This is a genomic window from Legionella fallonii LLAP-10, from assembly GCF_000953135.1.
Classification (GTDB): Bacteria; Pseudomonadota; Gammaproteobacteria; order Legionellales; family Legionellaceae; genus Legionella; species Legionella fallonii.
The window spans coordinates 2,503,595-2,518,708 of sequence record NZ_LN614827.1 but is presented as its reverse complement, the minus strand read 5'-3'; the positions used below and the strand labels follow the sequence as shown (position 1 = coordinate 2,518,708).

Here is a 15,114-nt window from a genome sequence, read left to right as displayed (position 1 = left end):
TGATTCAAACTAGAGCATTTATCGAATTTTACTGTTCTTTAAATGCTCTATATCAGTGATAACATTCTTCAATAATATCTTTGTAAACTGCTACCGCTGTGAATATAAAGTAGATCCCATATTATCAGCGATGAAATCTTCTCTGAACAGGATGTCTATGGACAGGATGGTGGTGTCTTTTCACAGCAGCAGCTTTGGCGGCAGCAGCAGCTCGAGGTTGGTAATAAGCTAACTGCAGTGATGTAGTCGGGGTGAGGGAGGGTGTTATTTCTTTAGAAGAAGCATTTGCTGGAGTTGCGAACATAAAAGCCCAAGCAAATAAGGAACCGAATGCTGTTAATTTAACTACGGACTTAATTTTATAAAGATTAGAATTTACGTTCATCGTTAGCTCCTTGGTGGTGTTGCTCTATTAATTCTTTAAATGCTCATAAAGCATTTAAAGAATGTTCTCCTAACATGGATACTGATAAGAATCAGTAGTAACGCCAATAATGTCTATAATGTCTGTGATAACATGCATGGTAACGGCACCAATGGTGGCGTCGCCAGTGATGATGCCGCCAATAATGGCGGTGATGGTGTCCATAATATGCAAGTTGCATATTAGGGAGGGTATAATTTGTTGTATTTACTTCTCTTGATTCGGCACGACTAGGGGACACAAAGAATAATGTTAAAAATAGTAAAAAAAAAGCAGCTGTTAGTTTATATGTCGGCTTATGTTTAGAAATACAATGGTCCATTTTGAGCTCCTCTCTTTGTTCCATTACTATTGATTATAGAACAAGAATTGGCCTTTAATTTTTCATGCAGATTGTTTTTTACTCACACCAGGTAAGTTCCATTAATATCAATAAGATGCAAAAAATCATTATCATGAGAAACCACTATAAAAGGCCCTGGATAATTTTTAAGTAGGGTAATCACATGATTTCTGGTTTTAAAATCAAGGTTGTTAGTTAATTCATCGAGGATGAGTAACTTAGGTGGTTTTGCTGCAATTTTTGCTAGAGTTAAGCGAGCTTTTTCTCCACCTGACAGTTGAGAAATAAGAGTATGGACTTGTTCATTTTTACGGAAAAGAAAATGATTGAGGTGGTGGCGAATTTCAGCATGAGTCCACTCAGGTCGGCATCCTTCTATAGTGTCCAAAACGCTATCTGTTTCCGTTAATAATTGATAATGTTGATCCAAATAGCCAATATCTTGAGGCGCTGGCGTTATCCACAACCCTTCCTTTTTAACGGATGTATCTCCCATAATTGCTTTTAGAAGGGTCGACTTGCCCGAACCATTAGCGCCACAAATTGCTAATCGACTGTTACCTGTAATGTTGAGATTAATAGACTTCAATATGACCTGCTGTTCATAGGAAACTACTCCTTCAGTAATAGTGACTAACGCTTTAGTCGTTTTTGCTGATGGAGAGAGTTCAAATTGTGGTGTAATTTCTTCTACTATATTGATCTCTTGCAGTTGATGTACTAAAAATTCTTTATCTTCGGCTAATTTCCTTTTCTTTTTCCCCTCTGTTTCTTGAGATCGAAGCATTTTAGATTTAGAAACAATAGTAGGCCATTTGGCTTGTTTAATTGATTTTTCTCCCTTTAATCGTGAATTTTTTGCTCGTTGCTGTTCTTTCATCAGAGAGAGGTGACTTTGTTTTTTTTGTTGTTTTAAATGTTCTATTCTCGTTTCAATAGCATCACGTTGTAATCGCATTTGTTGCTGGTAATGATCGAAATATCCTTGATAGAGTTCGATTTTTTGTTGATTAAAATTCCAAAAACAAAATTCATTATTGCGCAGTAAGTTAACATCATGAGAAGCAATAATTAAAGTACCACAAAATTGTTCTAATAAGCGCATCAGGTTGCGACGATTTTTCTGATCTAAGTGATTTGTTGGTTCATCAAGCAAAAGTACTTGAGGATTTTGTGCTAAAGCTTGAGTTAAGGCTTGATTAAAGCGTTCTGCACCACTGGATGAGTCGGTGCGATCAATTAATTGAGGAACATAGCCGACAGTCAGGTCATCAGCATAGTGAATCAGGCCATCACTTGGAGGGGCAAGTTTTTTAATGATTTTGAGCATACTGCTTTTACCAGAACCATTATCACCGATTAAAGCAATACGCTCACCAGTGTGAATCTGATAATTAAATTCTTCAAAACAAAGTTTTTCGTTAAAATATAGACTGACGTCAATTAGTTGAATTAAACGACTCATATACACACTCTCTCAATGGGTTAGGCAGGGATTTATTCGCCCATGTTTTGGGCTTATTGAGAGATAATGCGCATGTCAGTAAGAACCTCAGTGAATAATTACTAGTTTTGATTGTATACAAATACAATAGCGTTTGCAATTCTGGTTATTAACGAAGGTGGTGCGCGAATTAGCTTTTTTTTAATAATAAAAAATGACCTTTATTAACTTAATGTCTTAAAACATGGGAGTTAATAAAGGCCATATATTTCACTTAGAACGTTCTTGCCTGTCGAGGTGTAGACTCGTCTTCTGTTTCGTCGCCATGTTCGCCATCGTCAGAAGCGATTTTTTCTATAAGAACGAACTCTTCAGCTTCCTGAGCATCATTGGCAATTGACTCTTTGGTGGAAGACTGTCCCTCGGCAGATTGAGTTGGCTTTGTACTAGTAAATAAGCTGTATAAATAACGGCCTCCATCACCAAATCTATATCCGGTTCTTTTAGGTTCTTTCTGTACATTTTCGTCTTGAATAGGTTCTTCATTGTGTTCAGGCTCAGACGCAGATGAAGAGGCAAATAAGTAATTATAAACACCCGAAGCGGCGGTGATAGTCAGTTTACCAGGATAATAACCATCATCTTGTGGAGCCTTAGTTTTGGAGGTATCTGTTAGATATTTGTTAACCTTAGAAAGACTTTCACTAATGAACGCTTCTAATTTCAGAAACTCTTCTACATTGTTTTGAGTTAAATGTTGGCTCATTCTTTTTGTTTCTTTAACCAATAATGAATAGCGTGGACCCCGTTGAATAGGTTGTATAAGATAAGAGGCGAGATCGAGTTTACTAGTGGAGTGAGTGGCTAAAAAGTCTTCTAAGGACATAAATGCCGCTGGATCCTTGCGACTTTCATCTATATAGCGCTCAAACAGAGATGAATAATTTTGGTAAGCAAGAAAAAATGCTTGCATTAATTGCAGACGCTGTGCTCTGTAGGCTTTATGCTCTCTTTCAGTAACAAGAGGATCAACTGCTTTTGCAGCATGTTTTAGTAAATCATCGGAGATATTTTTGAGGATATTTATTGTTATCTTAAGTTCATGAAGAAATGGATTATCCTTTACAATTTCTTTTATGTTGAGTGCTGCCGCTAATAAGGTTAGTGCTTGATTGTATGATTGTTCGGTGGCAATCATTTCCTCTACTACTTTATTATCTACGATTAATTTATCTGTTTTTGTTTCCATAATATACCCTTGGTATTACTTTTAGCTATTGATTAAATTAATCCCTACCAATCCACATTAAATTCAATTTGTGTAAAATAATATCACATGATGTTGTGAAATGCACTTAATTTGTCAACAGAGTATTTTTAATAAATAATTTATGAAAGGTGTTGCCTGAGGGTAAGCGTTCAATCAATGGAGTCAGCTTAAGCATTATAATGGGTTTATGCAGTAGGAGCAGAAACTGGGAGGTCTTCTATGGTCTTACCAAGCTCGCTCAGCTTGTCACTAGAATCAGTAGCTTAGCTAAAGCAGCAATACCATAAATCATTCCCCCGCTTAAAATAAAAGCCAATAAGTTAATTAATATTTGCTTCATACTACGATGTGACAGTAGCGTTTGGACATGTGTACTTTCTCCTCTCTGCTGTCTTTCACTTTGAGCATTTTTAAAATGCCTTTATTCTTGTCGTTGAGAGCTATTTATAATTCGCTTGTCTTTTTATTTGCTAATATAATTAATATTGAATCAATTCAATAACATAAGTGTTACAAATATAGTTTATTTTTTACATTTACTTTCTTCTTGTTTTTATGGATTTGTGCCCCAAAAACGAGTACTATCCGCTCAGAAATTGTTCATTGGTTTAAGGATTTATCATGCCGGCAAATAAAAAAATAGGGTACAAAAAAGCGTTACTAGTTAGAAGCGATTTAATCTCTGCTTTGGAGAAGTGTAATTCTGCTAACAAATTGATAGATATTGAAAAAGATTATCACCATAAAAAGCACGTTCTACAATTGTTTGTAATCAATCCTCAATTTAAAAATAGAGACATGCAGTTACTTAAAACAAGAGATGAACAAATTAAAATATTGTTTCAAGAGAAGAATGAGCAATTCAAAAAAGAACTCGCTAAAATAAGTGAAAAACGACGTTTAGAAGAGCAGTCAGAACAAGAAGAACAAGCATTTAGCTCAAGCGAAGACCTTATTGATAAATTTGATGATATTGTTTCCACTGAGAATACAACCTCTGTGACAAACGGTGTTTCGATACTTAGAGTTTCTGTGGAAGATATCGAGGATAACTCTGTAACCCATGCCATTGAGCCTCAATTAAAAATAGATCTAGTAAGGGTAAACGATTTAAAAGAAGTCCAAAAACAATTAGATAACCTTCGTGATAAGAGTGCTGAATTTGCAGGAAAGATCCACGCGTTATTGCAAAACAATCCTCCTGTGGATCCACAAAAACTAGCTGATTATGAGAAGGCAAAAAACGCGGTAGATAGCATTATTAAAGGTGTAAGTGGTTTGTATGATAGTTATACCTATGGTCAAATGAGTTTGGGTGACTTTAAAACGCAAGCAAAACCTTATTTGCATGAGGGAAGTGAGCACGTCCAAACATTGCAATCACATCGTGGCGTGAAGGAAATATTAATTAACTTATTGGCTGCTATTTTAAGCGGAGGAATCATTTATGGTATTGCTGCTTTAGCTAAAGGTAGCCCTTTAGTCTTTAAACTAGCGACTGATTCTGCTAACAGACTAACCACCCTTGACGAGTCTATAGAGAGAGCTACTACTGCTCCTTGTGCTTAATTTATCCTTATTTTATCGCTGCTCTGATTGCAATTTGAGATTAGAGCAGTATCTTTTGTCCCCCGCTTCTTGAGACATTTATGTCTTGTTCTTAGGCAAAATCGGTCAGTTATACAATAGCTCTAATATTATGGTAACATGCTTCATCAGACCCCTGTCGAAACTCTATCACAGAGCAATTTATTAAAAAAATAGCTATGAATCAAAGCGAAGCTCAAATTACATTCGAAAAAGAACATAATAGTTTCCAATGCGCTGGTTCCTGGACTGTTCAGGCGCTTGGAGCTTTATCTAAGAAATTTAGCAAAAGTGAGCTTCCGCAACAGCAAAAATTATCAATAAGTGGTGAGTCAATCAGTGCCTTTGATAGCGCAGGTGCGTTAGCTCTCATCAATTGTATGGCAGAACTAAAACAAAAAAACAATGAAGTTGAATTAATTCATTTTTCCGAAAATCAAAAAAAATTAATTGATTTAATTGAGTCAAAAAAAGATGTATTGGCTTATCAAGTTCCTGAGCCGCCTCGAGAAGGCGTTCTTTATCAAATCGGTAAAGAGTCAGAAAACAAACTAATACAGGTCGATGGCATAGTGATTCTTGTTGGGGATCTCAGTGTCAAACTATTTGAGGCAATGGGAAATTGGCGTCGCTTTCAGTTTGCCAGTATTATTTCAAATATTCATTCTGCAGGGATTCAAGCTTTACCTATAGTTGCTTTATTGTCTTTTTTAATAGGGGTAGTGCTAGCCTATCAAATGGGGTTACAACTAGCAACTTACGGAGCGAATATTTTTATTGCCTATCTTTCTGGTATGGCTATCTTTCGCGAATTTGCTCCTTTGATCACCGCAATTATAGTTGCAGGACGAACGAGTTCAGCCTTTACAGCACAAATTGGAAGCATGAAAATTAATGAGGAAATTGATGCCTTGCTTACCATGGGATTATCACCTACTGAATTATTGGTGTTACCCAAGGTATTGGGATTATTAATTGTTTTTCCTTTATTAATCTTTTGGGCTGATCTTTTTAGTGTCCTGGGTGCCATGATCATGTCAAAGTCCATGCTTGGTATTAGTTTTGAAGATTTTTTAATACGTTTGAAGGATTCGGTTGGTCTTTCTCAAATGTTATTAGGTTTATATAAAGCCCCAGCTTTTGCTATTTTAATTGCTCTAGTAGGATGTTTTCAGGGATTTAGAGTTGAGGCAAGTGCTGATAGTATAGGAAGCCAAACAACTAAAAGCGTGGTACAGGCCTTGTTTTTAATTATTATTGCCGATGCCGCATTTTCTGTAGTTTATAGTTGGATGAAACTGTAAATGAGTGAGCCCGTTATAGAAATTAAAGGGATGAAGAACTTCTTAGGAGGTCAATGGGTTCATTCTGATGTTAATCTAACTGTAGAAAAAGGTGAGATACTTGCTATCATTGGCGGCTCAGGTAGTGGGAAGACTACTATATTACGTAGCCTATTAATGTTATTGAAACCTACCGCTGGTAGTATTAAAGTATTTGGCGAAGAAGTGCATGATCTTGGCCCGCATCAAGCATTAATGCTTAGGCGACGCTGGGGAATGCTTTTTCAGCATAGCGCCTTATTTTCAGCCCTGACCGTTTTAGAAAATGTAATGTTTCCTATGCAGGAATTTACTAGTTTAGAACCAGAGTTTATGCGGGAGCTGGCGTTGTTAAAAATAGCGTTAGTTGGATTACCTAAAGAAGCCGCTGGTAAATTACCTTCAGAACTTAGTGGAGGGATGCAGCGAAGAGCTGCTGCTGCACGTGCTATCGCTATGGATCCTGAATTGTTATTTCTTGATGAACCAACTACAGGATTAGATCCACGTGGAGCAAGACTTTTTGATGATTTGGTTGTTTTTTTAAGAGATTCGTTAAACTTAACTATCGTTATGATCAGTCATGACATTCAATCTTTGAAAAATACCACCGATAGAGTAGCTTTTGTTGGCGATGGGAAAATTCTTAGTGTTGAACCCATTAACGACTTAATGAAAAATAAAAATCCATTAATTGCTGAATATTTCAGTAAATTGACATAAAGAATGCTGTCATCCTGAGCGTAGCGAAGGATCTCCTAATTGTGGCCCCAAGCCTTCGTAAGAGATCCTTCACGACATTCAGGTGACTTAGACAGCAAATTATTTACATAAGGGGATTATTTACTTGGAATCGAAAACCAACTATACCATTGTGGGACTGGTCGTTCTTTTTTTAGCGGCAGGGTTATTATCCACCGCTTTATGGCTGTCCGTTGGTTTCAATCAGAAGCAATATAACTCCTATACTGTTTACCTGCATGAGTCAGCTGCAGGTTTATCTCAGGATGCTCCAGTTAAATACAATGGCGTTCAAGTTGGTTTTGTTAAGAAAATTAAATTGAATAATAATGATCCACGTCAAGTGGAGATTACATTAAGTATTGAAGAGGGCACACCAATTACTACCAGCACTGCTGCTACTTTGATCTCTCAAGGTATTACTGGGGTCACTTATGTAGGGCTGTCTGCAAGTACTGCAGATTTAACGCCAATACAAAAAATGCCTGGCGAGCCTTATCCTGTAATACCTGCGAAACCTTCTTTATTTAACCAATTAGATTCTATTTTAAAAGAAGTCGCAGAGAGCGTGAACAAAGTAAGTGGCCAGGCTCAGCAAGTATTTAATGATGAAAACGCACGTCATATTAGAAATACTTTAGCTAACATTGATCGCGTTACTGGGGTCATTGCTAAAGATAGTGAAAATATAAACCAAACCTTACACAGTGCGGATGTATTTTTGGCCAATGCAGCTAAAGCGAGTAAGGATTTCCCGGAAATAATAAAAGAGTTAAAAGTTGGTGTGACTAAGTTTAATAAGCTGGCTGCTGATATGAGTCAGGCTGGAAAAAATGTTTCCAAGACAATGATTTCAGGAAAAAATACTTTAGATAAAGTGTCACAACAAGCACTGCCTCCAGCGGTAATTTTGCTCCGACGATTGAATGCTATTTCGGCTAACCTTGAAAAAGTTACTAATGAAATGCGTCAAAATCCTTCAGTAGTTATTCGGGGGACAACACCACCTAAACCAGGACCAGGAGAATAATGATGCGCCTTCTCAATAGTGTTTTCTTGAGTATAGGTATTCTATCACTGGTAGGTTGTTCACCAGTTAAAACTTTAGCAACCAATGAATATCAATTGAGTGCCTTTAGCACAAAGCAGTTTACCTCAAAACCAAGAGCAGCGACTCTCGTAGTCACTGCGCCTGAGGCTGTTGCAGGGTATCAAACGGAACAAATGCTTTATGTTAAAAAGCCTTATCAAATTGAAGCATTTGCTAAGAATGAGTGGGCCAGTCCACCTGCCGAAATGTTATATCCTTTATTAGTACAAAGCTTACAGCGTACTGGCTATTTTTACGCAGTAGCTTCCAGTCTTTATAACGTAGAGGCAGACTATAGATTAGACACGCAATTGCTTAATCTAGAGCAAAATTTCTTAAAGAAGCCTAGTGTTATGGATGTTACTGTTAAAATAGTGTTAACTCGCGTTGCTGACAATAAAGTGATGGGGTCTCGTATTATTACTCAGCACGTTACATGCCCTACGGACACCCCTTATGGTGGTGTTGTCGCCGCCAATAAAGCGACTCATCAGCTGACGGCTATAGTGGCTGATTTCGTCATATCACATAGCCATTGAGAAAAAACAGCTTAGCCTCAAGGTAAGTGCTCACCTAATGGCGCCAACTTAAGATAAAATTGTAGCGTGGATGGGGCGCAGCATAATGTGGTATCAAGGCTCGAATTAGGTTTCGATTCTGGGTTACGGCCGGCAGATCCGACATAAAAGGCTATTACACCCAGAATCCTGCTATGAATGATACTCTTCTTTCTAGGATAAAACGCTCACTAAGCGTGGTAAAGCAATAGCCAATAAATAAAATAAATTGTACAATGGCTCCCCATGATAATCATATATATATTTTAATAATAAAAAGAACTAAAGGAGATTGAGGATGAAAGCCGGATCGTTATCTAAATTGGGGCTGCTTGTAGCAAGCGCTGTATTGGTTGCTGCTTGTTCCAAAACACCGGGTAGTGCTGATGGCGCTGCTGCGAGTGATGCAGAAGCTTCTGCTCAAGGTTTGGGTCATATGACTCATTTTGCAGGTCAACAACCTGGAGAGTCTTATACTACTCAGGCTCCTCACAATCAACTGTATCTGTTCTCTTATGATGACAGTAACTTGGCTCCTAAATACTTACCTTCAGTTAACGCACAAGCTGATTATTTGAAATCACATCCAGGCGCGCGCGTTTTACTTGCTGGACATACTGATGAACGCGGTAGTCGTGAATATAACGTTGCCCTTGGTGAGCATCGTGCTAACACTGTAGCTGACATTCTTCGTATGGCTGGTGTAAGCAGACAGCAAATACGTGTTGTTAGCTATGGAAAAGAGCGTCCTGCTAATTTAGGACATGATGATGCATCTCACGCGCAAAATCGCCGTGTTGAGTTTACTTATGAGGCAACAAGATGATTAATTGCAAAAAACACATTATCGCTGCAGGTTTTACTTTAATGCTCCCTGTAATAGGTTGGTCAGAAGCACCTGTAATAGACGATAGTGAGAATTTTGCGATTATAGACGAGCAGCAAGCATCACCTGCTGCTCGTCCTAAATATGATGGACCTCAAATAGAAAATGGCCAATTGGATGGTCCTCAGAATGAATATTACTCGATGGATAATGCTCCGTCTGATGATGGCCCCGCTCTTGTTCGAGATGATCAAAGCAGCGACACCGGTAATGATATGGGTGATAATGCAAAGCTGATTGATAAAATATTAGCCTTGCAAAAAGATATTCAGGAATTACGTGGTCAGTTAGAAGTGCAAGCGCATGATTTAAAATTATTGCAACAACAACAAATTGCATTTTATAAAGATTTGGATGCACGTATAGGAAGCAATGGCGCTAAAACAGCGCAAGCTAAATCTCCAGTGGAGATGACTTCAGGAGCCAAAATGCCTGCTGCTAAGCCAGTTTCTACTGCTGCTGCTCCAACAGCAACAAAAACGGCGGTACCACAAGCAGCAATTGCAGTGTCTAGAGCTAATCCAGCGGATGAACAAATTAGCTATATGGCTGCTTACGAGTTGGTAAAAAATAAGCGTTATGATAACGCAATTAGTGCAATGCAAACCTTTGTGCAAAAATACCCTAAAGGTGGCTATACTGCCAATGCGCAATATTGGTTGGGTGAATTATATCTAGTTAAAAAGAATTATTCTAAAGCGATAGAACATTTTGATTTAGTACTAAATCAATTTCCTTCGTCAAGTAAATCAGCGGCTAGCCTGTTGAAAATGGGCTATGCTTATGCTGCAAATGGCAATAAACAAGAAGCAGTCAAGCGTTTGCAACAGGTCGTTTCAACTTATCCAGGTACCTCCACTGCTAAATTAGCCAATTCAAAATTGGAATCTATTAAAGCTTTATGAAACAATTCAATAATCAATTAAGAATTACAGAAATATTCCATTCTCTGCAGGGCGAGTCTGTTACAGTAGGGCTGCCAACAGTGTTTGTACGTTTGACAGGATGTCCTCTGCGGTGTCAGTACTGCGATACTGCTTATGCATTTAGCGGCGGCGCAATACAAGAGATGGATGATGTATTGAATACTGTTGCCTCTTACCAATGCAAATACGTTTGTGTTACGGGGGGAGAACCCTTAGCTCAACCTGGTTGTATTGAATTACTAAAAAGATTATGTGATGCAGGATATTTCGTTTCGATAGAAACAAGTGGAGCGCGTGATATTAGTGCGATAGACAAACGCGTTATGGTTGTAATGGATTTAAAAACTCCTGACTCAATGGAGTCTGATAAAAACTTATTGGCTAATTTGGATTATCTAAAACCCGATGACCAAATTAAATTTGTTTTATGTAGCCGCAGTGATTATGAGTGGGCTTGTAATATAATAAATGACTATCGCTTGTCCGAACGCGTTCAGTTGCTTTTTTCACCAAGCTGGAATCAGCTTGCTCCTGCTGAGCTTGCAAATTGGATAGTCCAAGATAAGTTATCTGTTCGTTTTCAGTTACAGTTACATAAAATTTTATGGAATGATGCGCCAGGTCACTAGATTTCTTGCATTACTGACGGACTGCGCTTGAAGCTAAGGTTCGAGTGTTTGCGAATAGCGACTTATGAGAGGAATACTTGTAACAACAAGCAAAAGATGAAGTGATACAAGAAATTTATTGATGGCAAGGAGAAACTTTATGCATTGGTTAGCCCAAGCACCCGCTAATATTGCTTTGATCAAATATATGGGAAAATCGGATGAAAATTCAAATCTTCCTGCAAATTCCTCGTTGTCCTATACGTTAAATAATTTACTGAGTACGGTAAAATTAGAGGTTTTGCCTGGAAAAAAAGACATTTGGGAATCCCTTATTATTCCTGGTGGCACCGAGTTTAAGCTCTCTGCGACAGGACAAAAAAGATTCATTGAGCATTTAGCTCGAATGAAATCTTATTTCAATTATCAGGGTGGTTTTTTAATTCAGTCTACTAATAATTTCCCTCATAGCAGTGGATTGGCTAGTTCGGCCTCTAGTTTTGCTGCTTTAACTAAATGCGCGGCCCTTGCTCTGAGTGAGTTGACAGAAAAACCGCTACCTTCAATTGATGAGCAAGCCCAATTAAGTCGTTTAGGATCAGGATCTTCCTGCCGTTCCTTCTATTCTCCTTGGGCACTGTGGAAACAGGACTCAGTCTCCGCTATAGATTTACCTTATAAAAAGTTACTGCATCAGGTCATAGTAGTTAGTAACAAAGAAAAGCTGGTTTCTTCAAGTGAAGCGCATCAGCGAGTTAAGAGTAGTAGCTCCTACTCTGCAAGAATCCATCGAGCGGAAGAAAATTTAAAAACCTTACTTAATGCATTCATGGCTAATGATTGGAGAAATGCTTACGAAATATGTTGGAAAGAATTTCAAGATATGCATAATCTATTTAGTAGCTGTGAACAGCCCTTCACTTATATGACTGATGAGACTGTAAATGTATTAAATATCTTGCAGGATCAATGGCGGGAAAAAGGTGATGGCCCTATAGTCACTATGGACGCAGGACCAAACATCCATTTATTATATAGACCAGACCAAGAAGAGCTGCAGCGTCAATTTAAATCGGATTATTTAGTTGGTAATTATGATGTTTTGTGATTTTGAAACGACCACTTATGGCAAATGGATTTTAGCAGGGGAACATGCGGTGATTAGAGGGCATGAAGCCTTAGTATTCCCCATTAAAGAGCGACAACTTACTTTAAGTTATCAAGCCTGCCCCAGTTCTTTAAGTGCAGACTATACCGGATCTAGTGGTGCAGACATGCATTTGTTATTTTGGGGGGTGCTCGAACAAGGCATGCAATTACTTGATCGCTCACTCAATCAACTCGGCGGCCATTTTCATTTGAAAAGTAATATTCCTGTTGGTGTTGGAATGGGGGCTTCTGCTGCACTTTGTGTGGCTATGAGTCGCTGGTTCTGTGCACAAAATATGATAAATGATTCTAGAGTCTGCGAGTTTGCCCGAGAATTAGAACATTTATTTCATGGCAAAAGTAGCGGCTTGGATATCGCTGGGGTAGCATCGCAACAAGGTGTTTTCTTTAAGGGAGGCGATTGTATTCCTTTAAAACAAACGCTTAATCCTCATTGGTATTTATCTTCATGTAATCAAATAGGTATTACTTCTCATTGCATCCAACAGGTACAAAATTTATGGGATAAAGATCCTGTATTGGCGCAACAAATTGATAATCAAATGGTTGAAGCAACTCAAGAAGCCCAGAGCTCTTTAGAGCAAGGTGGTATTGATGCGATTGAACGTTTAGCAAAAGCCATGAATAAGGCTGCAGATTGTTTTCACCAATGGGGTTTAGTCAGTGAGAGTTTACAACAACATATGAATCAGTTATTTGATCAAGGAGCTATTGCTGTAAAGCCGACGGGTTCCGGTGGCGGCGGATTTGTGTTGAGTCTTTGGAATAGTGAGCCACCTGAGAATATAGATTTTATCGCAGTGTAATGTAAGGCATCTTGGCTGTTTTAATGGCTCTCATCATCATTTGCAACTTTTTCTCCTTCATTCAACTCTTGCCGGGCTACAAATAGCCCGACAAAATCTCATCCATTATTCTTTTTATAAAGTCCCACAATTTGTTGTCCGACCTTGAGTTGATTTTCACATCGAACATGTTCTTAATAGAGGTTAATATGTTTATAATTAAGTTAAGTGGTGAGATCATCGGCACTCTTTTTGAAAATATTCGCTCATATAGGGCTCTCGATAACTATATAAGTCTATTGCCCTTCTACCTATGCAAGGAAGTAAATTCAACTCGTATTTCACAGGAGGCCATTTAATCCTTCAAAAAGTTGATTTATCCGTATTTAGAACGGATGTTATTTTGAGTTTCTGATTATAAAATAATCAATATTGGAAATATAAGTGCTATTACTTAAGAAATTGATCAAAGAAAAATGAGCTATAAAGAAATTTCTAGCCTTCACTGACTTATCTTTATTTAAGAAAAAGCCGTTTACAGATCCATTTTCCAGCTATTGAGCTTTTAAATCTTTAATTTAAGAGGAGTATTTTTATGCCAGAAATAAATAGAACGAAAGAAGAACGTGACAGCGATCATTATGGTAATAAGACACATGACTATTTTGATGTATTTCTAAAAAATCAAAACGATAAATTAGATAAATTATTGAAGCGCTTGGACAAACTTAATGCATCCACATCGGTAACTTCAGACACACAAGAACGATCTGATAGCTTAGAAGATATTGCTATGGATCTCTGTGGTATATGGAAAGGGACAATGGTAACAGAGGAGGTTTTGCGCAAGCAATTTAAATTATTTAATAGGATTAGGGAACAAGCAAAGACTGGCGGTGAGTTTTATGCACTTTATTTAGTAACTATGTGTGATCCCCATATAAGGGGACATGAATTTGCACAAAATGCCGCTGCTAAAGGTCATATACTTGCGTTACGCGATGTGATGAGTCAAGCATTTTCAGGTCATTTTAGACCTCTAAAAGATTCAATAAAGTGGGGATTAAATTGCTTGCGTTATTTAGAAGAAACCGTTGTGCCTAAACTTGAAAAAGAAGCCCCTGACTCAGAAACATTGGACGAACTTAAAAACGGGTTAGCAAGACTTAGGGAGAGACGTCAGGAAGTTCTACCTGCAACTATTCCTAGAGAGCATAATGCCTTTAATGAACTGGTCAATAAAGTAGTTAAGTATAGGAACAATCGAGGAGGAGAGTTTATTGATGACTTTAGAATTGCTGAAGATATGATTGAGAAATTAGAAAAAAATCAACTATTGTCGGAAATTTTAGTTATACCAAAAGGAAAAGCATTAAATGAACATAATTTATTAAAGAGAATATTTGATACATTCTCTAAAAAAATTAATGAGTTACGAAGTAATCCTGAACAAAATAAGAATGTTATTGCAATAGCTGAACAGTTAAACGAGCAGTTAAGGAACGCAATGGACAGTTACATCAGCAAAAGAGGAGCCAATCCTGCCTTAAGCAAAGAGCAAATAGATTTAGCCAAAACAGTATTTATAGATTATTGTACTACTGCAATAAATTGTGCTAAGCCTTTGTTGGAAAAAGAATTGGGTTGGGGCGACTTTTTAACTAATCTTTTAAAATCTTTGGTTAACGTGATGATTAGTGCTACTAATGCAGTTGGCCGCTTTTTTGGGGATCAAGCCCAATTTACGCTATTTACTCCGGTTAAAGCACCACTTATACCAGAGGTAGAGCAAATCCAAAAAGACCTCGATGTGCAGGGCCTTTTGCTATTCAGGGATAGGATAATTTAATGCTACTATGAAATAAAGTAAGTGTTTGCGCCGTTTCATCGGAAAGTCATATTTGGTTCATCTTGAACGAACAATGCGCTGATAAATGCCTTCATACTGATTAGGCATTTAT

Annotated in this window: 15 protein-coding genes; 11 read left to right on the top strand and 4 right to left on the bottom strand. The window is 37.8% G+C overall.

Features of this window, described 5'->3' with window-relative positions; translation table 11 throughout:
• Window positions 1-124 precede the first annotated feature (124 nt).
• The 4 genes from LFA_RS10195 to LFA_RS10180 form a co-directional block, all read right to left on the bottom strand.
• Entirely contained in the window at window positions 125-385 is a 261-nt protein-coding gene (locus LFA_RS10195; RefSeq protein ID WP_045096103.1) for a hypothetical protein, read from the bottom strand.
• Between the two features lie 69 nt (window positions 386-454).
• Window positions 455-589 (bottom strand): hypothetical protein, encoded by a 135-nt coding sequence (locus tag LFA_RS20495; RefSeq protein WP_269447713.1) that lies wholly within the window; start codon window positions 587-589, stop codon window positions 455-457.
• Between the two features lie 239 nt (window positions 590-828).
• Entirely contained in the window at window positions 829-2,232 is a 1,404-nt protein-coding gene (locus LFA_RS10185; RefSeq protein ID WP_045096101.1) for an ATP-binding cassette domain-containing protein, read from the bottom strand.
• A 253-nt stretch (window positions 2,233-2,485) separates the two neighbouring features.
• On the bottom strand, window positions 2,486-3,460 hold the full coding sequence (locus LFA_RS10180; RefSeq protein WP_045096100.1) for a RhoGEF domain-containing protein: 975 nt from the start codon (window positions 3,458-3,460) through the stop codon (window positions 2,486-2,488).
• 642 nt (window positions 3,461-4,102) lie between these two features.
• Here LFA_RS10180 and LFA_RS10175 point away from each other — a divergent pair.
• The 11 genes from LFA_RS10175 to LFA_RS10125 all read left to right on the top strand — a co-directional run bounded on the left by LFA_RS10175 (window position 4,103) and on the right by LFA_RS10125 (window position 15,002).
• A complete protein-coding gene (locus tag LFA_RS10175; RefSeq protein WP_045096099.1) occupies window positions 4,103-5,050 on the top strand; it encodes a hypothetical protein in 948 nt (315 codons plus the stop codon).
• A 197-nt stretch (window positions 5,051-5,247) separates the two neighbouring features.
• Complete coding sequence (locus tag LFA_RS10170) at window positions 5,248-6,372, top strand: MlaE family ABC transporter permease (protein WP_045096098.1); 1,125 nt, start codon at window positions 5,248-5,250, stop codon at window positions 6,370-6,372.
• A complete protein-coding gene (locus LFA_RS10165; RefSeq protein ID WP_045096097.1) occupies window positions 6,373-7,113 on the top strand; it encodes an ABC transporter ATP-binding protein in 741 nt (246 codons plus the stop codon).
• Between the two features lie 124 nt (window positions 7,114-7,237).
• Window positions 7,238-8,161 carry an MlaD family protein gene (locus LFA_RS10160; protein WP_045096096.1) on the top strand — a complete coding sequence of 308 codons (924 nt, stop codon included), beginning with the start codon at window positions 7,238-7,240 and terminating at the stop codon, window positions 8,159-8,161.
• Between the two features lie 2 nt (window positions 8,162-8,163).
• Window positions 8,164-8,760 (top strand): ABC-type transport auxiliary lipoprotein family protein, encoded by a 597-nt coding sequence (locus LFA_RS10155; protein ID WP_045096095.1) that lies wholly within the window; start codon window positions 8,164-8,166, stop codon window positions 8,758-8,760.
• 316 nt (window positions 8,761-9,076) lie between these two features.
• Window positions 9,077-9,604, top strand: a complete 528-nt coding sequence (gene pal, locus LFA_RS10150) for a peptidoglycan-associated lipoprotein Pal (RefSeq protein ID WP_045096094.1) — start codon at window positions 9,077-9,079, stop codon at window positions 9,602-9,604.
• Window positions 9,601-10,569: a tol-pal system protein YbgF gene (ybgF, locus tag LFA_RS10145; protein ID WP_045096093.1), complete on the top strand. Its 969-nt coding sequence runs from the start codon at window positions 9,601-9,603 to the stop codon at window positions 10,567-10,569. The genes pal and ybgF overlap by 4 nt, the downstream gene beginning before the upstream one ends.
• A complete protein-coding gene (gene queE, locus LFA_RS10140; protein ID WP_045096092.1) occupies window positions 10,566-11,219 on the top strand; it encodes a 7-carboxy-7-deazaguanine synthase QueE in 654 nt (217 codons plus the stop codon). The genes ybgF and queE overlap by 4 nt, the downstream gene beginning before the upstream one ends.
• 139 nt (window positions 11,220-11,358) lie before the next feature.
• Complete coding sequence (locus LFA_RS10135) at window positions 11,359-12,306, top strand: diphosphomevalonate/mevalonate 3,5-bisphosphate decarboxylase family protein (RefSeq protein WP_045096091.1); 948 nt, start codon at window positions 11,359-11,361, stop codon at window positions 12,304-12,306.
• Window positions 12,296-13,174, top strand: a complete 879-nt coding sequence (locus tag LFA_RS10130; RefSeq protein WP_045096090.1) for a mevalonate kinase family protein — start codon at window positions 12,296-12,298, stop codon at window positions 13,172-13,174. Before LFA_RS10135 ends, LFA_RS10130 begins: the two co-directional genes overlap by 11 nt.
• Window positions 13,175-13,748: 574 nt before the next feature.
• Window positions 13,749-15,002, top strand: coding sequence for a hypothetical protein (locus tag LFA_RS10125; protein ID WP_052673934.1), 1,254 nt, complete (start codon window positions 13,749-13,751; stop codon window positions 15,000-15,002).
• The last annotated feature ends 112 nt before the right edge of the window (window positions 15,003-15,114 follow it).